Source organism: Xanthobacter sp. (assembly GCF_041911315.1).
Lineage (GTDB): Bacteria > Pseudomonadota > Alphaproteobacteria > Rhizobiales > Xanthobacteraceae > Xanthobacter > Xanthobacter aminoxidans.
On the sequence record NZ_JAYRPE010000058.1, the window covers coordinates 134,501 to 160,857 of the forward strand.

Consider the following 26,357-nt stretch of genomic DNA (forward strand, 5'->3'; position numbering starts at 1 on the left):
CTCAGCTCGCCTTGCGGGTGGATTTTCGGGCCGGCGCGGGTTTCTCGGCCGTGACCGTCTTCGTGGCCTTACCTTTGGCGGGCGCCCTCTTCTCGCTCCCACCCGTCGCTTTCGCGCTCGCGCGCAGGGCGGCGAGCAGGTCCACCACCTTCTCTTCCTTGCGCGGCGCCGCCTTCGGCAAGGGCTTGCCTTCCATCTTGGCGCGCACCAGCTCGGCGAGAGCGGTCTCGTAGCGGTCCTGATAGGCGTCGGGATCGAAGGTGCCGGCCTTGGTCTTGATGATGTGGGTGGCCAGCTCCCGCATCTCGGCGGTGATCTTCACGTCAGGCACATCGGCGAAAGCCTCCTGCGCCGAGCGCACCTCGTAGTCGAAGGACAGGGTGGAGGCGAGGAGCGCGCCGCCTTCGCCGGCGGGGCGGATGAGCAGCTTGCGCACGCGGCGGAACAGCAGGGCCTCGCCCAGCGCCGCCACCTTCTGCGCCGCCATTCCGCGCTTCAAAAGGTCGAACACCTGGGCGGCGGTCTCGTCCACTGGCGCGAGGAAATAGGGGCGGTCCAGATACACCGTGTCGATGCCGTCGCACGGCAGGAAGGCATCGATGGAGATGGTCTTGTCGTTGTCCGGCAGCACGGCCGCCGCCTCTTCCGGCGCGATGGTCACGTACTCGCCCTTGGAGACCTCGTAGCCGCGCACCTGATCGTCGGTCTCGACCGGCTGGCCGGTCTCCTCGTCAACATATTGCCGGCGTAGGCGATGGCCGCTCTTGCGGCTCACCATGTGCAGGCTGATGCGCTCGGAGGTGGAGGCGGCCGCATAGAGGCCAACGGCGCAGCTCAGCGCGCCGACTGTGAGAAACCCTTTCCAGCTCGCCCGTGGCGCCATCTCGCCCCTCGTTGCAGGCTTTCTCTCAACGCCGCTCAGAGCACACCCGCGCGGGGGCGCGGGCAAGGGAAATCGGTTCTTTCAGGAGACGTCATGGCCCGGCCCGTCCGGGCCATCCACTCCGCCGCAGGAGGGGTGCTTCGGACGAAGCATCCGACCCGGCCGTTCCGTGGATCCCCCGGACGAGCCGGGGGATGACGCCGGTGCAAAGGGAGGGAAGCCTCACCCATGCAGCCGCCGCGCGTAGAAGCGCGCCAGCAGCCGCGCCTCGGCCTCGGACCCCGCGCGGATGGGGGCGGAGGCGTCGTCCAGCACGCGCCACGTCCAGCGGCGGTCATGGCAGTCGAGGCGGGCGACGGGCATGCCGTCGCAGACCAGCACCTCGGTGCCCGGCGCCTGCGCGCGCCATTCGAGGATGGGCTCGGAGCCGGGCGGCGCGTGGAAGAAGCTGCCGGCCTCATGGAAAAAATGGCGGACGGGTCCGCGGCTCGCGCCATCGTGGTGCATGGTCAAGTCTCCTTTGCAGAACCAAGTGGCCGTGCGGCCCTTTGGTTCCGCGCCGTTGCGGCGGAGCCCATCGTTTTTGCGCCGTTGCGGCGCTTCGCGGCCCATGCTGTAGAAGAGGTTTCCGGAAGGAGATGCGGGATGGTCGCGTTCTACGATGCAAGCGAGGTCGAGGCGGCGCTGACCTATGAGCGTCTGGTGCCGGCGCTGCGGGCGGCCTTTGCGGCGGCCGAGGTGGAATCGCCGGTGCGCGGCGTCCACCATGTGGGCAATGACGAGACGCCCGGCCGGCTGCTCACCATGCCGGCGTGGCGGCCGGGCGCGGTGTTCGGCGTCAAGCTGGTGAACGTGTTCCCCACCAACGGCGCGCGCGGGCTGGGCGCGGTGCACGGTGTCTATGCCTTGTTCGATGGTTCCACCGGCATCCCCACCGCCATCATCGAGGCCGATGCGCTCACCAACCGGCGCACGGCGGCGACCTCGGCGCTGGCCTCCACCTTCCTCTCGCGCATGGACAGCGAGACGCTCACCGTGGTGGGCACCGGCAATCTCGCCTTCCAGCTGGCGCAGGGCCATTGCGCCGTGCGGCCCATCCGCCGCGTTCTGGTGTGGGGCCGCGCGCCCGCCCGCGCCGCCGCCATGGCCGCCGATCTCGCGGCGCTGGGCCTGCCGGCGGAGCCGGTGAGCGACCTATCCGCCGCCGTCGCCGCCGCCGATATCGTCACCAGCGCCACCACCTCCGACGATCCGCTGGTGCTGGGGCAGGACGTGAAGCCCGGCACCCATGTGGACCTCGTGGGCGCCTTCACCCCCACCATGCGCGAGAGCGACGACGCCCTCATTCGCGCCAGCGATGTCTATGTGGACACCTATGCCGGCGCCCTCGGCGAGGCCGGCGACCTGCTGCTGCCGGTGGCGGCGGGGGTGTGGTCCACCGATCAGGTGAAGGCCGACCTCTACGAGCTGTGCGGCGGCACGAAGGAGGGGCGCACGGACCCTAACGCCATCACCCTGTTCAAGTCCGTGGGCGCGGCCATCGAGGATCTGGTGGCGGCCGAGCTGGTGGCGGGACGGCGGGGGTAGGGGCTGGCCCCAACTTCCTGATCCGCCGCCATGCCCCGGCTTGTCCGGGGCATGGCGGACGTTGGTGAATCGGGTTGTCGGGCCCCCTATCCCTCCCCCTTCGCCTCCAGCGCGGCGAGGCGCATGTAGAGCGTCGAGCGGGCGATGCCGAGGCGGCGGGCGGCGCGGGTGAGGTTGCCGCCGCAGGCGTCCACGGCGGCGCGGATGGCGGCTTCTTCCACGGTGCGAAGGTCCGTCGCGGGGGGCGCGACCGCAGCGGCGGTGGCGATTTCCGGCGGCAGATCGGCGACATCGATGGGCGTGTCGGCGCTGCCCATGGCGATGAGCATTTCCACCACGTTGCGCAGCTCGCGCACATTGCCCGGCCAGGCATAGGCGGCGAGCGCCGTGCGGGCGGCCTCCGTGAAGCGCGGGGCGGGAAGGCCGGCGCGGGCGGCGGCGCTGCGGCCGATGTGATCGAGCAGCAGCAGCACGTCGTCGCCCCGCTCGCGCAGCGGCGGGATGCGCAGGCGCAGGGCGGCGATGCGATAGAACAGGTCCTTGCGGAACCGCCCCGCCGCCACCTCGCCGGTGAGGTCGCGGTTGGTCATGGAGACGAGGCGCAGATCCACCCGTCGCCCGGTGTGGCCGCCGACGCGATAGACCACGCCGTCCTCCAGCACGCGCAGCAGGTAGGATTGCAGCTCCAGCGGCATCTCGCCGATCTCGTCGAGGCAGAGGAGGCCGCCGTCCGCCGCCTCCACCTTGCCCTGCTTGCCGGCGGCGTCGGCGCCGGTGAAGGCGCCCTTCTCGTAGCCGAACAGCTCGCTGGCGATGAGATCGCGCGGCAGGCCGCCGCAATTGAGCGGCACGAAGGGGCCCACGGGTGCGCGCACGCCGTGGATGGCGCGGGCGAACACCTCCTTGCCGACGCCGGTCTCCCCTTCCAGCAGGATGGGCAGGCCGCTCTCCGCCATGCGGCGGGCCTTGGCCTTCACCTCCTCGATGATCGCGCTTTCGCCGATGATGGCGTCGAACGACAGCGGCTCCAGCTCCCGTTGCGGATCACGCGGTGAAGGCTTGGGCCGGCGTGCGGCGTGGAGCACCACCACGCCGCCGATCTCCTCGCCATCCTCGCGCACGATCTCCACGCTGGCGCCGGGCAGGAGCTGGGCGATGCGGGCGGCCCAGGCGTCGGGCGTCACGTCCTTCAGGGCGGCGAGGCGGCCGTCGGCGATGAGGCGGTCCGAACGGCGTGCCGCCTCCTTCAGGGCGCGGTCGGTGGAATAGATGAGCGCGCCGGAGCGGCCGAAGGCGAGGATTTCCTCGGTGAGCCAGAGCGAGCGCTTGGAGAGGAAATGGCGCAGCACCTGCTCGTGCTCCATCTCCATGCGCCGGCCCAGCACCGCCTCGATCTGGTGGGCGAGGGCCACCGCATGGGCGAGGTTCTGCGGGTTGAAGGTGTCGGTGGAGCCGGAAATGTCCACCGCGCCGATGATCTCCCGGTCGAAGGGATGGCGCACCGGGGCCGCCGCGCAGGTCCAGCGCTGCACCGGGGCGCAGAAATGCTCGGCGGCGTGGATCTGCACCGGCCGCCCGCAGGCAAGCGCGGTGCCGATGGCGTTGGTGCCGATCTCGGCCTCGCACCACAGGCCGCCCTGCTGGAGCTTCACCTCCTGCCCGGTGTCGAGGGCCCGGGCATCCCCCTCCGCCTCCAGGATCGTGCCGTCGGGGTCGGAGAGGATGAGCATGGAATGGGCGTCGGAGAGCAGGTGGCGCGCCTCTTCCATGGCGAGGCGCGCGGCGGTGACGAGGCGGTTGTTCTGGTGGCGGCGGCGGAACAGCTCCGCCTCGCTGACCACGGGGGCGGCCGCGCGGTCGGCGGCGATCAGATGAAGGCGGGAGCGCTGCCACGACGCCATCACCGCCGGGCGGATGACGGCGGAGGCGGCGCCGTCCTGGTGAAACTGTTCCCAGGCACGCGCGATCTCGCGATGTGGCACCAGCTCTGCCCTCCGGGCCGGGCGGCGCGGCGTTCCCGTGGTCGCGCCGCCTGAGCCATTGGCCGGCAGGCCGCCTTGGCCGGTGGCCGAGGTGCCCGCAGGCGGGTTCACTCCCTGAAATGCCGCGTTCTGACCGCCGGCATCGAGGCCGGCGGCGGCGGCTTTGGCGGGAGAATACGCGCACTTTCATGCCGCTCGCAAGTCCGGCCGGCCGCCCCGCGGCAGTCGTCGTCTGAAACGATCCGGCGGCGGACAACAAGTGTCCGGAAATCGGACAGTCGAAGACTTCCAGATTACATGACGCATTGCACAAAGATCAGGAGAATCCTCGCATTTATACAGTCGAGCGCGGCTGGCACGCATCCTGCCCCTCATGCTGCGAGCCGGCACCCAAAAGCCAACGCCGGCACGACAGGGAGGAAACCAGCGTGAACGTTCCCGTGGGAAACCTGCGCAGCGTCCAGGTGCTCGGCATCGATGCCGGCGGCACCATGACGGACACCTTCTTCGTGGACCAGGACGGCGACTTCGTCGTCGGCAAGGCCCAGTCCACGCCGCAGAACGAGGCCCTCGGCCTCATCGCCTCTTCTGAAGACGGGCTCGCCAACTGGGGCATGTCGCTCCACGACGCGCTCGCCCAGCTTCAGACCGGCGTCTATTCCGGCACCGCGATGCTCAATCGCGTGGTCCAGCGCAAGGGGCTCAAATGCGGCCTCATCGTCAATCGCGGCATGGAGGATTTCCACCGCATGGGCCGCGCGGTGCAGAGCCACCTCGGCTATGCCTATGAAGACCGCATCCACCTCAACACCCACCGCTACGACCCGCCGCTCGTGCCCCGCCAGCTCACCCGCGGCGTCATCGAGCGCACCGACATGATGGGCAGTGAGGTGATCCCCCTGCGCGAGGCGAGCGCCCGCGAGGCGGCGCGCGAGCTGATCGCGGAGGACGTGGAAGGCATCGTCATCTCCCTGATGCACTCCTACAAGAACCCGGTGAACGAGCGCCGCGTGCGCGACATCGTGATCGAGGAAGTGGAGAAGAGCGGCAAGAAGATCCCGGTCTTCGCCTCGGCTGATTACTATCCGGTGCGCAAGGAAACCCACCGCACCAACACCACCATCCTCGAAGGCTACGCCGCCGAGCCCTCGCGCCAGACGCTCTCCAAGATCTCCAACGCCTTCAAGGAGCGCGGCACCAAGTTCGACTTCCGCGTGATGGCGACCCATGGCGGCACCATCTCCTGGAAGGCGAAGGAGCTGGCCCGCACCATCGTCTCCGGCCCCATCGGCGGCGTGATCGGCGCGAAATATCTCGGCGAAGTGCTGGGCTACAAGAACATCGCCTGCTCGGACATCGGCGGCACCTCGTTCGACGTGGCGCTCATCACCCAGGGCGAGATGACCATCAAGAACGACCCGGACATGGCCCGGCTCGTGCTCTCGCTGCCGCTGGTGGCGATGGACTCGGTGGGCGCCGGCGCCGGCTCCTTCATTCGGCTCGATCCCTACACCCGCGCCATCAAGCTCGGCCCGGATTCGGCCGGCTACCGGGTGGGCGTGTGCTGGAAGGAGAGCGGCATCGAGACCGTCACCATCTCCGACTGCCACATGGTGCTCGGCTATCTCAACCCCGACAACTTCCTCGGCGGCGCCGTGAAGCTCGACCGGCAGCGCTCGGTGGATGCCATCAAGGTGCAGATCGCCGACAAGCTCGGCCTCTCGGTGGAAGATGCGGCCGCCGGCATCATCGAGCTGCTGGACTCTGACCTGCGCGATTACCTGCGCTCCATGATCTCGGGCAAGGGTTATTCGCCCCAGAGCTTCGTCTGCTTCTCCTATGGCGGCGCCGGGCCGGTCCACACCTATGGCTATACGGAAGGCCTCGGCTTCGAGGACGTGATCGTGCCCGCCTGGGCGGCCGGCTTCTCCGCCTTCGGCTGCGCGGCGGCGGACTTCGAATATCGCTACGACAAGTCCCTCGACATCAACATGCCGCCGGACGCCCCCGAGGCGGACAAGGTGAAGGCGGCTGAAACCCTTCAGGCGGCGTGGGAGGAGCTGACCCGCAACGTGCTGGAGGAGTTCAAGCTGAACGGCTATTCGGCCGACCAGGTGACGCTCCAGCCCGGCTACCGCATGCAGTATCGCGGGCAGCTCAACGACCTGGAGATTGAGAGCCCCATCGCCACCGCCGGCACGGCGGCCGACTGGGACCAGCTCACCGACGCCTTCAACGCCACTTACGGGCGCGTCTATGCGGCGTCCGCCCGCTCGCCGGAACTGGGCTACTCGGTCACCGGCGCCATCATGCGCGGCATGGTGCCGATCCCGAAGCCCCGCATTCCCAAGGAGCCGGAAGAGGGCGAGACCCCGCCGGAGGAAGCAAAGATCGGCACCCGCAAGTTCTATCGCAAGAAGAAGTGGGTGGATGCGCAGCTCTACAAGATGGAATCCCTGCGCCCCGGCAACCGCGTCATGGGCCCCGCCATCATCGAATCCGACGCCACCACGTTCGTGGTGCCCGACGGTTTCGAGACCTGGCTCGACGGGCATCGCCTCTTCCACCTGAAGGAGGTGTGAGGGCAGGGCTCCGTCATGCCCCCTCTCCCGCACCGGGAGAGGGGAGCAAACCCAAACAATCTCAAGAGGAAACGAACCCATGAACGTCAACGTCAACCAGACCAGCCTTCAGGGCGCCACCCGCGGCATCGTCCGTGGCGGCGAGACGCTTAAAGAACATCGCGACCGGCTGATGACGGCCACCAAGGCCACCGGCCACTATGCCGGCCTCAAGAAGCTGGAGCTGCGCGAGAGCGAGCCCATCCTCTACAACAAGCTGTTCTCCCGCCTGCGCGCCGGCGTGGTGGACGCGCGCGAGACCGCGAAGAAGATCGCGGCCTCTCCCATCGTCGAGCAGGAGGGCGAGCTGTGCTTCACCCTCTACAATGCGGCGGGCGACAGCCTTCTCACCTCCACCGGCATCATCATCCATGTGGGAACCATGGGTGCTGCCATCAAATACATGATCGAGAACGAGTGGGAGGCCAATCCCGGCGTCCAGGACAAGGACATCTTCTGCAACAACGACTGCCTCATCGGTAACGTCCACCCCTGCGACATCCACACCATCGTTCCCATCTTCTGGGAGGGCGAGCTGATCGGCTGGGTGGGCGGCGTCACCCACGTCATCGACACCGGCGCGGTGGGGCCGGGCTCCATGGCCACCGGGCAGGTGCAGCGCTTCGGCGACGGCTACCAGATCACCTGCCGCAAGGTGGGCGCCAACGACGAACTGTTCCGCGACTGGCTGCACGAGAGCCAGCGCATGGTGCGCACTACCCGCTACTGGATGCTGGACGAGCGCACCCGCATCGCCGGCTGCCACATGATCCGCAAGCTGGTGGAAGAGGTGGTCGCGGAAGAGGGCATCGAGGCCTACTGGAAGTTCGCCTACGAGGCGGTGGAGCACGGCCGCCTCGGCCTTCAGGCGCGCATCAAGGCCATGACCATCCCCGGCACCTACCGGCAGGTGGGCTTCGTGGACGTGCCCTACGCCCATGAGGACGTGCGGGTGCCCTCCGACTTCGCCAAGCTCGACACCATCATGCACGCCCCCTGCGAGATGACCATCCGCAAGGACGGCTCCTGGCGCCTCGACTTCGAGGGGTCGAGCCGCTGGGGCTGGCACACCTACAATGCCCATCAGGTGAGCTTCACCTCGGGCATCTGGGTGATGATGACCCAGACGCTCATCCCCTCGGAGATGATCAACGACGGCGCCGCCTACGGCACCGAGTTCCGCCTGCCCAAGGGCACCTGGATGAACCCGGACGACCGCCGCGTCGCCTTCTCCTATTCCTGGCACTTCCTGGTGTCGGCCTGGACGGCCCTGTGGCGCGGCCTGTCGCGCTCCTATTTCGGCCGCGGCTATCTGGAGGAGGTGAACGCGGGCAACGCCAACACCTCCAACTGGCTGCAGGGCGGCGGCTTCAACCAGTATGACGAGATCCACGCCGTGAACTCGTTCGAGTGCGCCGCCAACGGCACCGGGGCGACCGCGGTGCAGGACGGCCTCTCCCATGCCGCCGCCATCTGGAACCCGGAAGGCGACATGGGCGACATGGAGATCTGGGAACTGGCCGAGCCGCTGATCTACCTCGGCCGGCAGATCAAGGCCTCCTCGGGCGGCTCCGGCAAGTATCGCGGCGGCTGCGGCTTCGAGAGCCTGCGCATGGTCTGGAACGCCAAGGACTGGACCATGTTCTTCATGGGCAATGGCCACATCTCGTCCGACTGGGGCCTGATGGGCGGCTATCCCGCCGCCTCCGGCTATCGCTTCGCCGCCCACCAGACCGGGCTGAAGGAGCTGATCGCCTCCGGCGCCGACATCCCGCTCGGCGGCGACACCGACCCGGAGAACCCCACCTGGGACGCGATGCTGCCCAAGGCGCAGATCAAGCGCGACAAGCAGGCCATCACCACCGAGGAGATGTTCTCCGACTACGACCTCTACCTCAACTACATGCGCGGCGGCCCCGGCTTCGGTGATCCGCTCGACCGCGAGCCCCAGGCGGTGGCCGACGACATCAACGGCGGCTACGTGCTGGAGCGCCTCGCCGGCGATGTCTACGGCGTGGTGGTGAAGAAGGGGGCCGGCGGCCTCGTGGTGGTGGACGAGGCGGCGACCAAGGCCGCCCGTGCGGACATCCGCAAGGCGCGCATCGCCAAGTCCGTCCCCACCCGCGAGTGGATGAAGGGCGAGCGCGAGAAGATCCTCGCCAAGGATGCGGGCACCCAGGTGCAGCAGATGTTCGCCGCCTCCTTCAAGCTGGGTCCGAAGTTCGAGCGCGAGTTCCGGGCCTTCTGGGACCTGCCGGAGAGCTGGGTGCTGAACGAGGAAGACATCGGCATCCCCACCTACGGCTCGCGCTACTCCATGGACATCTCCGAGCTGCCGGACGTGCGCACCGTGCAGTTCGTGGAGGAGTGATCCCTCCACTGGGCGGCGGTCCGCGCCGCCGCCCGTTTTTTCTTACGGCCGTCATGGCCGGGCTTGCCCCGGCCATCCACGTCGGCGGGCCGGGTGCAACGCTTCGCAAGGGTGATCAGGCGGCACGACGTGGATGCCCGGGACAAGCCCGGGCATGACGAAATCCAGAGAGCCCTCTCCGCGCGGAGAGGCGAGGAAACCCAGAAATATTCAGGAGGAAACCATGTCCTATACCCGCGCCAAGATCGTCGATCTCGTGGAAGGCAAGATCGATCCCGATACGCTGCACCAGATGCTGTCCACGCCGAAGGACCCCGAGCGGTTCGTGACCTATGTGGAGATCCTGCAGGAGCGCGTTCCGTGGGATGAGAAGATCATCCTGCCGCTCGGCCCGAAGCTCTACATCGTGCAGCAGAAGGTCTCCAAGAAGTGGACCGTGCGCTGCGAGTGCGGCCACGATTTCTGCGACTGGAAGGACAATTGGAAGCTGCATGCCCGCGTCCACGTCCGCGACACGCCGCAGAAGATGGAGGAGATCTATCCCCGCCTCATGGCCCCGACGCCCTCGTGGCAGGTGATCCGGGAATATTTCTGCCCCGAGTGCGGCACGCTCCATGACGTGGAGGCGCCGACCCCCTGGTATCCGGTGATCCACGACTTCCAGCCCGACATCGACGCCTTCTACACCGAATGGCTCGGCCTGCCGGTGCCGGAACGCGCCGCGGCGTGAGGGCCGTCTCCTCTGCTCCCCGGACCAGCGACGGCGAAGCCGGAGCGCCGATCCGGGGCCCAGGGGAAACACCCGCGCAGCGGGGCCAAGCCTGAGAGCGGCGGGGCAGGAAGCGCCTTCGGCGGTCTGTTGCGCTGGACCCCGGCTCGCATTCCACTTCGTTGCATGCGTCCGGGGTGCGAGACGGGTTCAGCCCGGCGTCACGCGGGAGGAAGGGGGCTCAGGGCACCCCTTCCTTTCGCCGTTTCAGGCGCCGGCGCCTTCCGTATTGCCGGTCATCGTATTTCCAGTCGTCGTCTTGCCGGCCATCGCCGCGCGGCGGCCGGCGGCCCGGGGGGCGGGCGGGTTGATGGCGGCCAGCGCCGCCACGCAGAGGCCGATCACCAGCACCCACACGGCCGGGCGGGGGCCGAGGTCGAGGGTGAAATTGGCATCCAGCACCAGAAACGGGTCCACCCGCGTCGCCAGCGCATACCAGAGCATTTCCACGCCCGCCGTGAGCGCGGCCCCGGCCACGGACAAGCCCGCCATGGCGAGGGGCGAGACGGCCTTCCCGCTGCGCCCGGCGACGCGGAAAGCGAAGAGCAGCAGGAAAATGCCGGCCATCAGCACCGGCTCGGTGACATCCAGCTTCGACTGCATGAAGAAATGCACCGTGCCCAGCACCGCGATGGCGTAGACGGCCATGTGCAGCCGGTTCCACCGCGTCGCGCCGAGCCGCTTGATGGCGCCATCGGTGGAGGTGGCGCCCAGCGCCACGAGCAGCCCCACCGCCACCGCGCCGATGGTGAGGTAGATGCGCAGCACGATCTCGCTCAGCGCCCGGCCGAAGCCCTGGTCGATGATGTAGAGCGTGAGGTGGAGCGCCGCATAGCTGAGCGCCGCGAGGCCGAAGATGCGCCGGCCGAAGTGCAGCTTCGGCATGTTGAACAGCCGCCGCAGCGGCGTCACCGCCAGCGTCACCGCGAGGAAGCGGATGGCCCACAGGCCGGTGAAATGGATCGCCTCCGTCCACGGCCGCGCGCCGAGCTGGCCGTTGGCGGCAAGGCCCACGAGCCACACCGCCGGCAGGATGCTGGAAACGAGGAACAGGGTCTTCTCGGGGCTGAAACGGCCGGACCGCTCGTGAAACAGGGGCATCGGGACCTTTCGGCAAAGCTGCGCAGGCGCCCGCCCGGCGCCTGCTTCCCCTTACGCCGGCCCCTGCGGCAGCGTTACGGCCGCCGCCTGCACGATGGCGTGAAGTTGGACGTGAGCGTATCTCAGGCGTTCAGCTCGCCTTCGATCTGCGCCTTGAGGCCGGGCTCGATGCCCAGCGCGCCGGCGAGCCAGTCCAGATAGGCGTGCTCGGCGTCGTTGTCCGGGCGGATGGCGAGGGCCGAGGCCGCGTAGATTTGCAGCGCCGCCTCCGGCGTCGTCGCGGCGGCGACCACCTCGTTGGGGTCCACCGGCGTGGTGAGGATGGCGATGAGGGCATCCCGCTGGGGAGAGCCGGCGCCCATGCGCTCCAGCCCGCCGCCGATGCGGGAGACCTCCTCCTCATCGATCTCCCCATCGGCCTGCGCGGCGGCGGCCATGGCCGAGAGCAGCACGCCGGAGAAGGCTTCCGGGCCACCCGGCGCGGCGGCGGGGGAGAAGGCGGCTTCCGGCGTGCCGGAGGTGAAGGCCGCGCGTCCGCCGGCCCCCGCCTGCCACTTGCGGTACGCCTTCCAGGCCAGCATCCCCATGATGGCGAGGCCGCCATATCGCATCAGGTCGCTGCCGCCCGATGAGGAGGGTTGATGGCCGGGCTGGGGCGAGGGCTGCGGCTGGCGATAGTCGGAGACCGGGGGCTCCGGCTGGGGATAGCCGCCGGCCGTGGACGAGCCGCCGCGGCCGAGGGCTTCCGAGGCGAGATCGCCGAGACCTCCGCCCGCGCCGCCCGACATGCCGCCCCCCTGCGTGGAGCCGCCGGACGGCCCGCCCGCGCCACCACCGAGAATCTGGCCGAGAATGTCCTCCAGCCCGCCGGAGGAACCGCCCGCCGCGCCGCCGGACGGACCACCCTGCGGCGCTCCGCGTCCTCCGCCGAGCACCTGGCCCAGGATGTCGCCGAGGCCGCCGGGCAGTCCCGACGGCGCTCCGCCCGCTCCGCCGCGCTGACCGCCGCCACCGAGCACCTGGCCGAGGATGTCACCCAGCCCGCCCGGCAGGCCGCCGCCGGTCTGCTGCGCGCCGCCGCCCCGCACGCTGCCCGAGCCGAGCGCCGCGCCGATGAGCTGTCCCAGAAGATCACCCGTTCCGGCCATGGCTTCCTCCCTCAAGGTGCCGCTGCGCGGGGCAAGGCCCGGCTGCGATCGGGCTGCTACAGCCCTGTTGAGTCCAAATGCGGGCATGATCTTGCTTATGGGGCCGCCCGAGCCCGCGCGTGAGCTAAGGACGAAGTCCGCACCCGGACAAGCCCGAAGATACTCCGCCCCGGCTCAATCGGCTTACGAAGTCGCGATCAGATGACGCCGGATCTTGTCCGCTACCGCCGCCGCGTGGGTCTGCGCCAGATCATGTCCCGCCCCCGGCAGGATGCACAGGCGCGAGTTTGGCAGCAGGCGCGCCAGCCTTTCCCCGACAGCCACCGGGCTGATGGGATCGGCGTCGCCCCACAGCAGCAGCGTCGGCGCGCGGACCGAAGGCAACCGGTCGGAGAGATCATCGACGGGATCGGCGATCCACCGCGCCGCGTGCGGGAAGGCGCCGAAATAGTCCGGGCGCCAGTCTTCTCTGCCCAGATCAGCCACCGGAACCCCGCCGGAGGTCACGCACAGAACAAGCGTCCGGACGAGGTGGGGGAAGGCGAGCGCCAGCTTCAGCGCGATGTAGCCGCCCATGGACTGGGCGACGATGGCCACCGGCTGGCGCATCCGGTCCGCGACCAGGCCGACGAGATCATCGATGCTGTTCACGTCCGCGCTGGCGGGCTGGCTGCCCAGTCCGGGCCAGGAGAAGAACGTGCCCTCCCATGCGGCCCGGTCCGCGACGGGCTTCCAGAACGCGGCGTCTCCCGTTGCGCCGGGCAGGAACAGCGTCTCGATCATGGCTTGGCGGGCCGGATGGCTGCGGGCGGCTAGACCGCCACCGGGGCCTTGATGGCCGGGTGGGGATCGTAGTTCACGATCTCGATGTCCTCGTAGCGGAAGGCGAAGAGGTCGCTCACCGCCGGGTTCAGCCGCAGGGAGGGCAGGGCGCGCGGGGTGCGGGAGAGCTGCTCGCGCGCCTGATCGAGATGGTTCACATAGAGGTGCGCATCGCCCAGCGTATGGACGAAATCGCCGACGCCCAGCCCCGTCACCTGCGCCACCATGTGGGTGAGCAGCGCATAGGAGGCGATATTGAACGGCACGCCGAGGAACACGTCCGCCGAGCGCTGGTAGAGCTGGCAGGAGAGCTTGCCCTCCAGCACGTAGAACTGGAACAGGCAGTGGCAGGGGGGCAGGGCCATCTTCGCCACGTCCGCCGGGTTCCAGGCGGTGACGATGAGGCGGCGCGAATCAGGGTTGCGGCGGATGTCGGAGACCACCTGCGCGATCTGGTCGATCACGCCGCCCTCCGGCGTCGGCCAGGAGCGCCACTGGTGGCCGTAGACCGGGCCGAGATCGCCCTTGGCGTCGGCCCACTCGTCCCAGATGGAGACGCCGTTTTCCTTGAGGTAGCGGATGTTGGTGTCGCCGGCGAGAAACCACAATAGCTCGTGGATGATGGATTTCAGGTGCAGCTTCTTGGTGGTCACGAGGGGGAAGCCGCGCGCCAGATCGAATCGCATCTGGTGCCCGAACACCGAGAGGGTGCCGGTGCCGGTCCGGTCGTCCTTGCGCACGCCCTCATCGAGAATGCGGCGCAGGAGCTGGTGGTAAGCTTCCATTAGGTATGTCCGGCCAAGATCAAGCGCCATAAGGCTTTCGCCGTCCGACTTTAGCCCGCCCGTCCGGATGCGGCCAGCACCCGCCGGCCGCCATCCACATGCCGGCGGGAACATGGTTGCCGGCTTCTTATGGCAAGGCTGACGCTGGGACAGGTGTGGCACGGCGGGGGCAGATGGCGAAAAAGTGAGGGATTTCCGCAGCGTATGACCCTTGGAGACCCCCTTTTTCGCCACGACCCGGCCGTATTAGACCAGCAAGAGCACGCACCAAGACTCGTGACGATCAAGGGCAAGACACATGAGCTCCCAAACCAACCTCACGGCAGCGCTGCTCGAGGTTCGCGCCTATCTGGCGCAGGAAGCGCAGGCCGAGGACTTCCGCAACGAGGCCGCCTGGGAGGCGGGATCGAGCCGCGAGGAGCACGCCGCCAGCGATGCCCTCACCCGGCTCGACGAGGTGCTGCGCCAGGTCAAGGCCCAGCAGCGCCCGAACAAGGAAGACCGCGCCCAGTCGCGCAACCACGACCGGGTGCGCCTGCACCACGCTCACCTCGCGGCGTGAAACGTGGCGAGGCGGTCCATGGCTGCCTCGCTCCCCGGCCAAGCGACGGCGCAGACGGAGCGCTGAGCCGGGGACCAGGGGAGAGTCCGGCGCAGCCGGCGATTCTCCTGAGCCGTTGAATTGAAGCGCCTGCGGCGGTTTCTTGCGCTGGACCCCGGCTCGCATTCCGCTGATCGCTGCATGCGTCCGGGGTGCGAGGGTCTCCTGATCTCCGCCTACCCCCGCCCATCAGGCGCCGCCGATGGCCTCGAACAGCGCGGCATCCGCGCCGAGGCCGGCATTGGGGGTGGTGAGCAGCGTGTCCCCGTAGAACACCGAATTCGCCCCCGCGAGGAAGCACAGGATCTGCGCCTCGCGGCTGAGGGCAGCGCGTCCGGCCGAGAGGCGCACCCGCGAGGCGGGCATGACGAGGCGGGCGGTGGCGACCATGCGCACGATCTCCAGCGGGTCCACCGGCGGGCGATCGGCCAGCGGCGTGCCTTCCACCGCCACCAGCGCATTCACCGGCACGCTTTCGGGATGCGGATCGAACCCCGCCAGCACCTGCAGCATGGCCGCGCGGTCGCGCATGGTCTCGCCCATGCCGATGATGCCGCCGGAGCACAATTCGATGCCCGCCGCGCGCACGCAGGTGAGGGTGTCGATGCGGTCCGCATAGGTGCGGGTGGTGACGATCTCGCCGTAGAAATCCGGCCCCGTATCGAGATTGTGGTTGTAGGCGGTGAGCCCGGCCTCGGCGAGGCGCTGGGCCTGATGCGGCTCCAGCATGCCGAGCGTCACGCAGGCTTCCATGCCGAGCCCGCGCACGCCGCGCACCATCTCCAGCACGGCGTCGAACTCGCGCCCTTCCTTCACCCGCCGCCACGCCGCGCCCATGCAGAAGCGCTCGGCGCCGTTGGCCTGCGCCTGCCCGGCGAGGGCGATGACGGAGGCGGGATCGAGGAACTTCTCCCGCGTCAGGTCCACTTCCGCATGGCGTGCGGACTGGGAGCAATAGGCGCAATCCTCCGGGCAGCCGCCGGTCTTGATGGAGAGCAGGCTCGCCCGCTGCACTTCGTTGGGATCGTGATTGGCGCGGTGGACGGCATTGGCCCGGCCGACCAGCTCCAGCAAGGGCAGGTCCATGAGGGCCGCGATCTCGTCAACGGTCCAGTCGTGGCGGATCGTGCCGTCTTCAGCCATGCCCATATGCCCATGCTCCTTGCGATGTGGGAGGGCTGGTCTAGTCGGCTTCGCGGCGCGTTCCAATACCGCCGGCATTCCCAATTGGGTGACTTGACCTATGCGCGTGCTGCAGTGCAGCGTTGACATTGGGCTTTCGTATACATCACAGTGTCATTGTTCCAAGGGGGGTCCCGGAAGGGGCTGAGATATCGCAAGTTCGCGGGGGTTATGCTCCGCGGCGCCGCGATGACCCTTCGAACCTGATCCGGGTCATACCGGCGAAGGGATCGGAACTTGTGCTTCCCGGCGCTCAGCGTCGCTCCGCACCCGTCTCCTAGCTCAACACCCCGGTTCTCGTTGAAAGCGCAAGCTGAACGGAGATCCGCAATGCTGGACGAAGCCTCGACGTCCTCCCTGAAAGTCACCACCGGGCCGCTGCCCCATTCGCGCAAGGTGTTCGTTTCCGCCACCCGGCCGGACGTGCGCGTCGCCATGCGCGAGATCGCGCTGACCGATCCGTCCGAGCCGCCGGTGAAGGTGTACGACACCTCCGGCCCCTATACCGACCTCGATGCCGTCATCGACCTCACCAAGGGCCTGCCGCAGCTGCGCGCCCAGTGGATTCGCGAGCGCGGCGACGTGGAAGAGGTGGAGGCCCGCGCCGTCCGCCCCGAGGACAACGGCCTGAAGGAGGGCCAGTCCTCCACCCTGCCGCAGTTCGATCTCTCCGGCCGCAGGCCGCTGCGCGCCAAGGCGGGCAAGCGCCCGACCCAGATGGCCTATGCCCGCGCCGGCATCATCACGCCCGAGATGGAATATGTCGCCGCCCGCGAGAACCTCGCCAAGGTGAACGGCGGCGCCCATCCGCACCATCAGGCCATGGGCCTCGGCGCGGCGATCCCCGCCGAGATCACGCCGGAATTCGTGCGGCAGGAAGTGGCGCGCGGCCGCGCCATCATCCCCAACAACATCAACCACCCCGAAACCGCGCCGATGGCCAGCGGCCGGAACTTCCTCGTGAAGATCAACGCCAACCTCGGCAACTCGGCCGTGACCTCGGGCGTGGCGGAAGAGGTGGACAAGCTGGTGTGGGCCACCCGCTGGGGCGCCGACACGGTGATGGACCTCAGCACGGGCAAGAACATCCACACCATCCGCGAATGGATCATGCGCAACTCGCCGGTGCCCATCGGCACCGTGCCGCTCTATCAGGCGCTGGAGAAGGTCAACGGCGTCGCAGAGGACCTGACCTGGGAGATCTTCCGCGACACGGTGATCGAGCAGGCCGAGCAGGGCGTGGACTACATGACGGTGCACGCCGGCGTGCGTCTGCCCTTCGTGCCGCTCACCGCCAACCGCGTCACCGGCATCGTCTCGCGCGGCGGCTCCATCATGGCCAAGTGGTGCCTCGCGCACCACAAGGAGAGCTTCCTCTACGAGCACTTCGAAGAGCTGTGCGAGATCCTCGCCCAGTATGACGTAGCCTTCTCGCTGGGCGACGGCCTGCGCCCCGGCTCCATCGCCGATGCCAACGACGCCGCGCAGTTCGCCGAGCTGGAGACGCTCGGCCAGCTTACCGAGATCGCCTGGAAGTACGATTGCCAGGTGATGATCGAGGGCCCCGGCCACGTGCCGCTCCACCTCATCCGCGAGAATGTGGAGAAGCAGCTCAAGGTCTGCCACGAAGCGCCGTTCTATACCCTCGGCCCGCTGGTGACGGACATCTCCCCCGGCTACGACCACATCTCCTCCGCCATCGGCGCGGCGATGATCGGCTGGTTCGGCACGGCGATGCTCTGCTACGTCACGCCGAAGGAGCATCTCGGCCTGCCCGACCGCGACGACGTGAAGACCGGCGTCATCTCCTACAAGATCGCCGCCCACGCCGCCGACCTCGCCAAGGGCCACCCGGCCGCGCGCATCCGCGACGATGCGCTCTCCCGGGCCCGCTTCTCCTTCCGCTGGCGCGACCAGTTCGCGCTGTCGCTCGACCCGGAGACGGCCGAGCGCTTCCATGACGAGACGCTCCCTGCCGAGGGCGCCAAGGTGGCGCACTTCTGCTCCATGTGCGGGCCGAAGTTCTGCTCCATGAAGATCTCGCAGGAGCTGAAGCTGGAAGCCGGCGACATCGCCCGCGCCCAGGCCGACAACCTCGCCTCCTCGGGCATGGCCGAGATGGCCCAGAAGTTCCGCGACGGCGGCGGCCTGATCTACACGCCCGCCCCGGAAGTCGCGCCCCCTCCGCCCGCCGCGGCGGAGTGAGGGCAGGGCGCTGACGGCGCCAGCGCAGGACTGAAAAGAAAAGGCCGGGCCTTCGCAGCCCGGCCTTTTTCACATTCCGGCTCGCGAGCCCGTCAGGCCGGCGCGCCTTCCTTCAGCAGCTTCCAGGTGATGGAATCCAAGAGCGCCTCGAAGGAGGCGTCGATGATGTTGGGGGAGACGCCCACCGTGGTCCAGCGGTCGCCGGTCTCGTCCGCGCTCTCGATCAGCACCCGCGTCACCGCCTCCGTGCCGCCGTTGAGCACGCGCACGCGATAGTCGGTGAGATGCAGCCCGGAGATGAAGGGCTGGTACTTGCCGAGATCCTTGCGCAGGGCCACGTCCAGCGCGTTCACCGGGCCGTTGCCCTCGGCGGCGGAGATCATGGTCTCGTCGTCCACCTTCACCTTCACGATGGCTTCCGCCACGGTGACAAGCTCGCCCTGCGCGTTGTAGCGCCGCTCCACATTCACCTTGAAGCGCTCCACCGCGAAATAGTCCGGCACCGAGCCCAGCATCCGCCGCGCCAGCAGGGCGAAGGACGCGTCCGCCGCCTCGTAGGAATAGCCCAGCGCCTCGCGCTCCTTCACCTCTTCCAGAAGGCGGGAAATGCGCGGGTCCTTCTTGTCCACCGGCACGCCGAGGCGCTCCAGCTCGGAGAGCACGTTGGAGCGGCCGGCCTGGTCGGAGACCATCACCCGGCGGCGGTTGCCCACCTTTTCCGGGGCGACGTGCTCGTAGGTGGCGGGATCCTTCAGGATGGCCGAGGCGTGGATGCCGGCCTTGGTGGCGAAGGCGCTTTCGCCCACATAAGGCGCGTGCCGGTCGGGCGCGCGGTTCAGCATCTCGTCCAGCGTGCGGGAGACGTGGACCAGCTCGCCCAGCGCCTCCTCGCCCACGCCGATGTCGAAGCGCGCCGCATAGTCCTTCTTGAGCAGAAGGGTGGGGATGAGCGAGCAGAGGTTGGCGTTGCCGCAGCGCTCGCCAAGGCCGTTGAGCGTGCCCTGGATCTGCCGCGCGCCGGCGCGGACGGCGGCCAGCGAATTGGCCACCGCCTGCTCGGTGTCGTTGTGGGCGTGGATGCCCACATTGGTGCCCGGCACCACCTTCACCACCTCGGTGACGATGGCCTCCACCTCGTGGGGCAGGGTGCCGCCATTGGTGTCGCAGAGCACCACCCAGCGGGCGCCAGCCTCATAGGCGGTGCGGGCGCAGGCGAGGGCGAAGTCGCGGTCTTCCTTGAAGCCGTCGAAGAAATGCTCGCAATCCACCAGCGCCTCGCGCCCTGCGGCAATGGCCGCCTCCACGCTCTCGCGGATGGAGGCGAGGTTCTCCTCCTTGGTGGTCTCCAGCGCCACCCGCACCTGATAGGCGGAGGACTTGGCGACGAAGCAGATGGCATCGGAATGCGCCGCCAGCAGCGCCGCCACGCCGGGATCGTTGGAGGCCGAGCGGCCGGGGCGCTTGGTCATGCCGAAGGCGGTGAGGCGGGCCTTCGCCTCGTGCTTCTCGGCAAAAAGCTGGGTGTCCGTGGGATTGGCGCCGGGATAGCCGGCCTCCACATAGTCCACGCCCAGCCGGTCCAGCAGGGAAAGCACCCTGAGCTTGTCGGCCACGGTGAAATCGACCCCGTTCGTCTGCGCCCCGTCGCGCAGGGTGGTGTCGAAGAGGTAGAGGCGTTCACGCCCCTCGGCAGTTGCGCCCGTCATTGCCCGGCCCCTTCCCCCAGCGTCTTCGTCATCGCCGTGTTGGCGAGCCAGGTGTCGGCCAGCGGCACCATGTTGCGGCGCTGGGGCTCGTAGCCGCGCTTCTGGAAGAAGCCGAGGGCGGTGTCGCTGGCGTCCACCGTGAGCTTGCGGGTGCCGCGGGCCTTGGCGAGCGTCTCGGCGGCGTCGCACAGGGCCTTGGCGACGCCGGTGCCGGCGGCGTCCGGCGCCACATAGAGCATGTCGATGTGGGCATTGTCCTTCAGCGAGACGAAGCCGGCCACCGTCTTGCCGCGCAGCGCCACCAGCGTCAGGCTCGCGGCGAGACGCGCGGCGAAGGCCTCCGCGTCGTCGGCCCTGGCGGCCCAGGCGTCCTGCTGCTCGGTGTCGTAATCCTCGCCGGTCAGCTCGGCGATGGCGGCGCGGAACAGGTCGGCCAGCGCCGGCGCATCGGCGGGCAGGTAGGGGCGCAGGGAAATGGCGCTCATCGCGACACCTCCCAGCTCGTGGTCCCGTCCTTGTTGTCCATCAGCACGATGCCCTTGGCCGCCAGCTCCTCGCGGATCTGGTCGGCGCGCTTGAAGTCCTTCGCCTTGCGGGCGGCGATGCGGTCGGCGATGAGGCCGGCAATCACACCTTCGTCCAGCGCAATGCCCTCCTTCTGCCGCGCGCGCCACCCGGTTTCGGTATCCCCGAGCAGGCCGAGCAGGTTGGCCGCGCCCTTGAAGCGGCGGCGCAGAGCGGAGGACGTGTCCTCGTGCTCGGCCACCTCGGCGAGGTGGTGCAGATGGGCGATGACGGAGGGCGTGTTGAGGTCGTCGGACAGGCGATCGGCGATCTCGGTCTCGAACGGGTTGGCCTCCCCCGTCTCGGCCTCCACGTCGCCGATCACGCGATACCATTTGTCCAGCGTCTTGGCGGCGAAGCCGAGGCCCTGGCGGGTCCAGTTGATGGGCTGGCGGTAATGGGTGGAGAGCATGGCGAGGCGCAGCACCTCGCCCGGCCACTCGTCCAGCAGCTCGCGGATGGTGACGAAGTTGCCGAGGGACTTCGACATCTTCTCGCCTTCCAGCATCAGGAAGCCGTTGTGCATCCACATCTGCGCCATGACGCCGGAATGGAAGGCGCAGCGCGACTGCGCGATCTCGTTCTCGTGGTGCGGGAAGACGAGGTCGATGCCGCCGCCATGGATGTCGAAGGTCTCGCCCAGGTGCTTCCAGCTCATGGCCGAGCACTCGATGTGCCAGCCGGGGCGGCCGGGGGTGGTGATGCCGCAGGGCGAGGGCCAGCCGGGCACGCCCGCGGCGCTGGGCTTCCACAGCACGAAGTCCATGGCGTCGCGCTTGTAGGGGGCGACGTCCACGCGGGCGCCGGCCATCATCTCGTCCAGCGAACGGCGGGAGAGGCGGCCGTAGTCCGGCATGGAGGGCACGTGGAACAGCACGTGCTCCTCCGCCACATAGGCGTGGCCGGAGGCGACGAGCCGCTCGATGAGGATGCGCATCTCCTCGATATGCTCGGTAGCGCGGGGCTCCACGGTGGGCGGCAGGCAGTTCAGCGCCGCCGTATCCTCGCGGAACCAGCGATAGGTCTCTTCCGTCAGGTCGCGGATGGAGATGGCGCGATCGGCGGCGCGGGCGTTGATCTTGTCGTCCACGTCCGTGATGTTGCGGACGTACTTGACGTGCTCCGCCCCGTAGAGGCGCCGCAGCAGGCGGAACAGCACGTCGAAGACGATGACCGGGCGGGCATTGCCGATATGGGCATGGTCGTAGACCGTCGGCCCGCACACATACATGCGCACGTTCAAGGGATCGAGCGGACGCAGCAGGTCCTTCGAGCGGGTCAGCGTGTTGTAGAGCCTGAGCTCCATGGATCGTTCCCCCGAATGGCGCACAAGCGCCAAGCCGGTCCACCGGCCGGGGCGTCCAGATCCTTGTCTAAGAAGATGAGCAAAGGACGGCCGCGGCCAGCTTTTCGGCTAACCGCAAATAATCGCCGCAATGGCGCAGATGGTGACGAGACCGCCGTTCATGGCGCGGGACAATGGTTCGGGCGCGGGCGCTCGTCAAGATGTTTCACGCCGCCCGGCGCGGCCCCGCACCTCCGGATATCGTTATCTTCCCCAGCTTGACCTGCCCCTTGGTGAGCGTCTATCCCCGGCTGAGTTGCGCCGGGCGGGGGTCGGGGCGCATCCGATGATCCCGCCCGTGACCCGAAAGCGCACCGCCGCGTTCGGGACGCGCCTGTCAAAGAGGTGCCGACCTGTCCATGCCGCTGATCCGAACCCTCGCCGCCGTCACCGTGGCGAGCCTGTCGCTGATGGCGCCGGCCATGGCGGAGACGCGCATCTTCCTCATCGACAATTCCGACGGCTCCAACATCGATTCCTGCCTCGCCTCGGGCGCGCCGTGCGGGCGGAAGGTGGCGGAAGCCTGGTGCCGCAGCCACGCCTACACGCAGGTCATCGACTTCGGCCGCGTGGCGGTGCCTGCCTCCGCCTTCACCCCCTCCAGCGTCGCCTCGCCGGCGACGACCTGCACCGGCCCGCTCTGCCCGGAAACGGTGGCCATCACCTGCTCGCGGTAGCCCGGCTGCGCGCGATCGCCGGGATGGTCCCCTCGACCCCGAAATGCCATTTCATGGCAAAGCTTTAGGTCCGCGTTTTGTGATCGCCGGGCCTGATGCTTCGTCCCCGGATCAGCTATGTTCGGCCCCGGCCTGCCCCAGCGGCACCGCTGCGGGCGGGTCCAAACATGCCTGAAACAGACTGACCGGGAGAGGATCGCCCATGTGCGAGACGTGTTCATCACCGTCCATCGGACGCCGACGCCTTCTTGCCGGCGGACTGGCGGGTGGGCTGGCCCTTGCGGCCGCGCCGCTGTTCGCCGCCTCCGCCTTCGCCCAGTCGAGCGGTGGCTATGGCACGGCCACGCCGGTCACTCCGGATGAAGCCATGAAGCGTCTGGTGGACGGCAATGCCCGCTACGTGGCCGGCACGCCCCAGCAGGCGGATTATTCCGCCGGCCGCCTGCAGCGCACGACGGGACAGCAGCCGTTCGCGGCCATTGTCGCCTGCTCGGATTCGCGGGTGGTCCCGGAACTGGTGTTCGACCAGGGGCCGGGCGAACTGTTCATCGTGCGTGTGGCCGGCAACTTTATCGATGAAAACGGGCTGGCGAGCCTGGAATTCGCCACCGCCGTGCTGGGGGTGAAGCTCATCCTCGTGCTCGGCCATGCCTCGTGCGGCGCGATTCAGGCGACCATCACGTCCATCAAGGACAACACCCTGCCGCCCGGCCACCTGCCGAGCCTCGTCAACGCCATCCGCCCGGCGGTCTATGAGGCCATGCGGAGCAACCCGGCCGATCTCCTCGCCGCCGCCAGCGACATGAACGTGAAGATGAACGCCAAGCTGGCGCAGACCGCGGCACCGATCCTGTCGGAGCGGGCCGCCGCCGGCAGGTTGAAGTCGGCCGCCGCCATGTACGACATCGGCACCGGCAAGGTGAACTTCCTCTGATCTGCCTCTGACGCATGCGCCGCGCGCCCGGGGCGGAGGTGATCTCCCGCCTGTGCGCGCGGCGTTTCTCTTTTCGTTACTTCAGGAAGTCCGCGCACTTCGGCACGTCGGTGTTGCCGCCCCACGGCATGATCGGGACCGTGGAGGTGGAGTTCTTCGGGCTGCCGTCGATCAGCTTGTCGGAATAGACGAGATACACGAGCACATTCCTCTTGGTGTCGCAGCCACGCACGATCTGCATCTTCTTGAAGAAGAAGGAGCGACTCTCGCGGAACACCACGTCGCCCTGCTCGAACTTCGACTTGAACGAGATCGGCCCCACCTGCCGGCAGGCGAGCGAGATGTCGGAGACTTCCTCCGCGAGGCCCACCATGCCCTTCACGCCACCCTTCTCGGGGGTGGTGTAGTGGCAGGCGACGCCCTCCACCACCGGATCGTCGATGCCGTAGACGGCGAGCTTGTCGTCGGGGGTCAGGAACTTCCAGACCGTGGACTTGCGGAAGATGAGGTTCGGCTCCTGCGCCAGCGCCGGTCCGCCCGCGAGCGCCATGACACCCAGCGTGACGCCCAGCGCGCCCGCGAGCGCGAGGCGGCCGAGGCGGCGGGTATGGGTGGGACGGATGGTCGAGACAGCGTGCGTCATGGAACTCCCCGGTAAGCTGCCACAGGCGGGCCCCCGACATATGGGATGCCCCGACCGCAGCGGAAGAGCGGCGCAATATCACTCCTCCGGCGATTGCCGACATTGACGGCCGACGCGCCGCGTGACACCCCTTTCGCCCCATCGCACGGTTTTCGCCCCAACCTAGAGAGCCGATCAACCGGCCCGAGGAGCACATCCATGGAGATCAAGCGCCGCCATTTCATTGGCGCGTCCGCCACCGCGCTCGCCACCGGCGCGGTCGCCGCCCCCGCCCTCGCGCAGACCCAGCCCGAGGTGAAGTGGCGCCTCACCTCCTCCTTCCCTCGCTCCCTCGACACCATCTTCGGCACGGCGCAGATCTTCGCCAAGTATGTGGCCGAGGCCACCGACGGCCGCTTCCAGATCCAGACCTTCCCGGCCGGCGAGCTGGTGCCGGGCCTGCAGGCGCTCGATGCGGTCTCCACCGGCTCGGTGGAGTGCGCCCAGACCGCCACCTATTTCTATACCGGCAAGGACACCGCGCTGGCTTTCGGCACCGGCGTGCCGTTCGGCTTCAACTCGCGCCAGCAGCATTCCTGGTGGTTCTTCGGTGGCGGTGAGCAGATCATCAACGGCGTGCTCGCCAAGTACAATGTCACCGGCATGCCGCTCGGCAATTCCGGCTGCCAGATGGGCGGCTTCTTCCGCAAGGAGCTGAACGACGTCGCCGACCTCAAGGGCCTGAAGTTCCGCATCGGCGGCATCGGCGGGCAGGTGCTGGCGAAGCTCGGCGTGGTGCCGCAGCAGATCGCCCCCAGCGACGTCTATCCGGCGCTGGAGCGCGGCTCCATCGACGCGGCGGAGTTCGTCGGCCCCTATGACGACGAGAAGCTCGGCCTCGTGAAGGTGGCCAAGTATTACTATTACCCCGGCTGGTGGGAGGGCGGCGCCATGCTGCACCTCGTCATCAACAACGCCCAGTGGAACGCGCTGCCGAAGCACTACCAGGCCATCGTCCGCAATGCCGCCGAGGCCGCCAACAACTGGATGCTGGCGAAGTACGATTCGGTGAATCCCCCGGCGCTGCGCCGGCTGGTGCAGCAGGGCGTGGAGCTGAAGCCGTTCCCGGCGTCCATCATGGAGGCGGGCTACAAGGCGTCATTCGAGCTGTACAACGAGCTGGCCGCCACCAACCCGGCGTTCAAGCAGGCGCTGGATTCCATGCTCGCCATCCGCGCCGATCAGCTGGTGTGGTGGCAGATCGCGGAATACGCCTACGACAGCTACAACATCCGCTCGCGCGGCCGCGGCTGAGCGCGCCGGACCGCAAACGGGCCGGCCCCTCACCTTCCGGAGAGGGGCCACAGTTTCGTCACCATTGTCCCCCGCTGTCGGTCTATAGAGGGGCGCCGGATCGGCACGGCGCCAGTGGAGAGAAGAGCTGAGGATGGAGTCCGCGCGAGGGATCGGCGCCATTCGGATGGCCCGGATTGCAGCCCGTGGAAAGGCTGCGCGAGGTGCTGCGCGCCGTCTGGCGCTGGGCCTCATGGTCGCCCTCACCACCGCGGGCACCGCGCTGGCGCAGGCCGGCAGCCCGACCTGCCAGCAGCTCGAAGGCTCGCTGATGGCCCTCGATCGCAGCGCCGGCGGCGTCGCCAACCAGCAGGCGCAGGCCGCCAAGCTCCGTGGCGATCTCGACCGTCTGTCCGCCCAGGCGCGCGGCATGGGCTGCGATGCGCCGCGCGGCTTTCTCATCTTCCAGGGTCCGCCCCGTCCGCCCCAGTGTGACCAGATCGACGATCAGGTCTCGCGCCTGAGGTCGCAGATCGCCGGGCTTGAGCGCGGTGGCGCCGACAATGGCGGCCAGCGCCGGGCGCTTATCATCGCCCTTGCCCAGAACAATTGCGGCCCGCAATACACCGCCGCCGTCCAGGCCGCCCGCCGCGCCGCCGAGCCGGCCAAGCCGAAGAACTTCTTCGAGGCCATCTTCGGCACCCAGCAGCCCCAGAGCGAGGAAACCTCGCCGGACCTCGACCTGATGCCGCTGGAGACGCCGAAGACCTATTCCTCGCGCACCGTGTGCGTCAGGACCTGCGACGGCTACTTCTTCCCCATGGCGAGCGCCACCAACTCCAGCCGCTACGCGCAGGACGAGCAGCTCTGCAAGCGGCTGTGCCCGGGCTCGGATGCGCAGCTCTTCACCTATAGCGGCGACATCAAGTCGGCGGTGAGCATCTCCGGCCAGTCCTACATGTCGCTGCCAAACGCCCTGCGCTACCGCAAGGAACTGGTGCCCTCCTGCACCTGCAAGCCGGCCGGCCAGTCGTGGGCGCAGGCCCTCGCCGGGCTTGAGGACGAGACCACCCTGCGCAAGGGCGACATCCTCGTGACCGAGGAGCAGGCGCGCGAAATGTCCGCGCCGCGCCCAGCCGATCAACACAAGGGCAAGGCC

Annotated in this window: 22 protein-coding genes and 1 riboswitch; of the genes, 10 read left to right on the forward strand and 12 right to left on the reverse strand. The window is 68.5% G+C overall.

Features of this window, described 5'->3' with window-relative positions:
* Position 1 precedes the first annotated feature (1 nt).
* Entirely contained in the window at positions 2–883 is an 882-nt protein-coding gene (locus ACE3QW_RS17080; RefSeq protein WP_374252738.1) for a Ku protein, read from the reverse strand.
* 222 nt (positions 884–1,105) lie between these two features.
* Complete coding sequence (locus ACE3QW_RS17085) at positions 1,106–1,390, reverse strand: hypothetical protein (RefSeq protein WP_029558011.1); 285 nt, start codon at positions 1,388–1,390, stop codon at positions 1,106–1,108.
* A gap of 138 nt (positions 1,391–1,528) precedes the next feature.
* On the opposite strand from ACE3QW_RS17085, the gene ACE3QW_RS17090 reads away from it, so the two are divergent.
* A complete protein-coding gene (locus ACE3QW_RS17090) occupies positions 1,529–2,470 on the forward strand; it encodes an ornithine cyclodeaminase family protein (RefSeq protein WP_374252739.1) in 942 nt (313 codons plus the stop codon).
* A gap of 86 nt (positions 2,471–2,556) precedes the next feature.
* On the opposite strand, the gene ACE3QW_RS17095 is transcribed toward ACE3QW_RS17090, so the two are convergent.
* On the reverse strand, positions 2,557–4,563 hold the full coding sequence (locus tag ACE3QW_RS17095) for a sigma-54-dependent Fis family transcriptional regulator (protein WP_374252740.1): 2,007 nt from the start codon (positions 4,561–4,563) through the stop codon (positions 2,557–2,559).
* 317 nt (positions 4,564–4,880) lie between these two features.
* Between ACE3QW_RS17095 and ACE3QW_RS17100 the strand changes: the two genes are divergently transcribed.
* The 3 genes from ACE3QW_RS17100 to ACE3QW_RS17110 all read left to right on the forward strand — a co-directional run bounded on the left by ACE3QW_RS17100 (position 4,881) and on the right by ACE3QW_RS17110 (position 10,174).
* Positions 4,881–7,034 carry a hydantoinase/oxoprolinase family protein gene (locus ACE3QW_RS17100; protein ID WP_374252742.1) on the forward strand — a complete coding sequence of 718 codons (2,154 nt, stop codon included), beginning with the start codon at positions 4,881–4,883 and terminating at the stop codon, positions 7,032–7,034.
* 79 nt (positions 7,035–7,113) lie between these two features.
* The gene (locus ACE3QW_RS17105) at positions 7,114–9,444 is read left to right on the forward strand and encodes a hydantoinase B/oxoprolinase family protein (protein ID WP_250166605.1); all 2,331 of its coding nucleotides are present in this window, start codon (positions 7,114–7,116) and stop codon (positions 9,442–9,444) included.
* 223 nt (positions 9,445–9,667) lie between these two features.
* Entirely contained in the window at positions 9,668–10,174 is a 507-nt protein-coding gene (locus tag ACE3QW_RS17110) for an acetone carboxylase subunit gamma (protein WP_024279572.1), read from the forward strand.
* 246 nt (positions 10,175–10,420) lie between these two features.
* On the opposite strand, the gene ACE3QW_RS17115 is transcribed toward ACE3QW_RS17110, so the two are convergent.
* The 4 genes from ACE3QW_RS17115 to ACE3QW_RS17130 form a co-directional block, all read right to left on the reverse strand.
* The gene (locus tag ACE3QW_RS17115) at positions 10,421–11,314 is read right to left on the reverse strand and encodes a sulfite oxidase heme-binding subunit YedZ (protein ID WP_374252744.1); all 894 of its coding nucleotides are present in this window, start codon (positions 11,312–11,314) and stop codon (positions 10,421–10,423) included.
* Between the two features lie 122 nt (positions 11,315–11,436).
* Positions 11,437–12,462 (reverse strand): tellurite resistance TerB family protein, encoded by a 1,026-nt coding sequence (locus ACE3QW_RS17120; RefSeq protein ID WP_374252746.1) that lies wholly within the window; start codon positions 12,460–12,462, stop codon positions 11,437–11,439.
* A gap of 183 nt (positions 12,463–12,645) precedes the next feature.
* On the reverse strand, positions 12,646–13,245 hold the full coding sequence (locus ACE3QW_RS17125; protein WP_374252748.1) for an alpha/beta fold hydrolase: 600 nt from the start codon (positions 13,243–13,245) through the stop codon (positions 12,646–12,648).
* 29 nt (positions 13,246–13,274) lie between these two features.
* Positions 13,275–14,069 carry a thymidylate synthase gene (locus ACE3QW_RS17130; protein ID WP_374252750.1) on the reverse strand — a complete coding sequence of 265 codons (795 nt, stop codon included), beginning with the start codon at positions 14,067–14,069 and terminating at the stop codon, positions 13,275–13,277.
* A gap of 298 nt (positions 14,070–14,367) precedes the next feature.
* Here ACE3QW_RS17130 and ACE3QW_RS17135 point away from each other — a divergent pair, with 298 nt between their 5' ends.
* The gene (locus ACE3QW_RS17135; protein ID WP_374252752.1) at positions 14,368–14,631 is read left to right on the forward strand and encodes a hypothetical protein; all 264 of its coding nucleotides are present in this window, start codon (positions 14,368–14,370) and stop codon (positions 14,629–14,631) included.
* A gap of 228 nt (positions 14,632–14,859) precedes the next feature.
* Here the strand turns inward: ACE3QW_RS17135 and bioB are convergent, their stop codons facing one another.
* Entirely contained in the window at positions 14,860–15,819 is a 960-nt protein-coding gene (gene bioB, locus ACE3QW_RS17140) for a biotin synthase BioB (protein ID WP_374252754.1), read from the reverse strand.
* Positions 15,820–15,967: 148 nt separating this feature from the next.
* A riboswitch (TPP riboswitch) is annotated at positions 15,968–16,100 on the forward strand.
* A gap of 82 nt (positions 16,101–16,182) precedes the next feature.
* On the opposite strand from bioB, the gene thiC reads away from it, so the two are divergent.
* Positions 16,183–18,057: a phosphomethylpyrimidine synthase ThiC gene (gene thiC, locus ACE3QW_RS17145; protein WP_374252756.1), complete on the forward strand. Its 1,875-nt coding sequence runs from the start codon at positions 16,183–16,185 to the stop codon at positions 18,055–18,057.
* 92 nt (positions 18,058–18,149) lie between these two features.
* Here thiC and cimA read toward each other — a convergent pair whose 3' ends face one another.
* From cimA to cysS, 3 genes are read right to left on the reverse strand one after another with little or no spacing between them, the layout of a single operon-like run.
* Positions 18,150–19,763, reverse strand: coding sequence for a citramalate synthase (gene cimA / locus ACE3QW_RS17150; protein WP_374252757.1), 1,614 nt, complete (start codon positions 19,761–19,763; stop codon positions 18,150–18,152).
* A complete protein-coding gene (locus ACE3QW_RS17155; protein ID WP_374252759.1) occupies positions 19,760–20,248 on the reverse strand; it encodes a GNAT family N-acetyltransferase in 489 nt (162 codons plus the stop codon). The genes cimA and ACE3QW_RS17155 overlap by 4 nt, the downstream gene beginning before the upstream one ends.
* Positions 20,245–21,633 (reverse strand): cysteine--tRNA ligase, encoded by a 1,389-nt coding sequence (gene cysS / locus ACE3QW_RS17160; protein ID WP_374252760.1) that lies wholly within the window; start codon positions 21,631–21,633, stop codon positions 20,245–20,247. The genes ACE3QW_RS17155 and cysS overlap by 4 nt, the downstream gene beginning before the upstream one ends.
* A gap of 398 nt (positions 21,634–22,031) precedes the next feature.
* Here cysS and ACE3QW_RS17165 point away from each other — a divergent pair, with 398 nt between their 5' ends.
* Both ACE3QW_RS17165 and ACE3QW_RS17170 read left to right on the forward strand, forming a co-directional pair.
* Positions 22,032–22,349 (forward strand): hypothetical protein, encoded by a 318-nt coding sequence (locus tag ACE3QW_RS17165; protein ID WP_250166598.1) that lies wholly within the window; start codon positions 22,032–22,034, stop codon positions 22,347–22,349.
* A gap of 202 nt (positions 22,350–22,551) precedes the next feature.
* A complete protein-coding gene (locus ACE3QW_RS17170) occupies positions 22,552–23,283 on the forward strand; it encodes a carbonic anhydrase (protein WP_029558027.1) in 732 nt (243 codons plus the stop codon).
* 76 nt (positions 23,284–23,359) lie between these two features.
* Here the strand turns inward: ACE3QW_RS17170 and ACE3QW_RS17175 are convergent, their stop codons facing one another.
* Positions 23,360–23,833, reverse strand: a complete 474-nt coding sequence (locus ACE3QW_RS17175) for a CreA family protein (RefSeq protein WP_250166735.1) — start codon at positions 23,831–23,833, stop codon at positions 23,360–23,362.
* Positions 23,834–24,130: 297 nt separating this feature from the next.
* Here ACE3QW_RS17175 and ACE3QW_RS17180 point away from each other — a divergent pair, with 297 nt between their 5' ends.
* Both ACE3QW_RS17180 and ACE3QW_RS17185 read left to right on the forward strand, forming a co-directional pair.
* Positions 24,131–25,219 (forward strand): TRAP transporter substrate-binding protein, encoded by a 1,089-nt coding sequence (locus ACE3QW_RS17180; protein WP_374252775.1) that lies wholly within the window; start codon positions 24,131–24,133, stop codon positions 25,217–25,219.
* Between the two features lie 166 nt (positions 25,220–25,385).
* On the forward strand, positions 25,386–26,357 hold a 972-nt coding region (locus ACE3QW_RS17185; RefSeq protein ID WP_374252763.1), incomplete at its 3' end, for a DUF2865 domain-containing protein.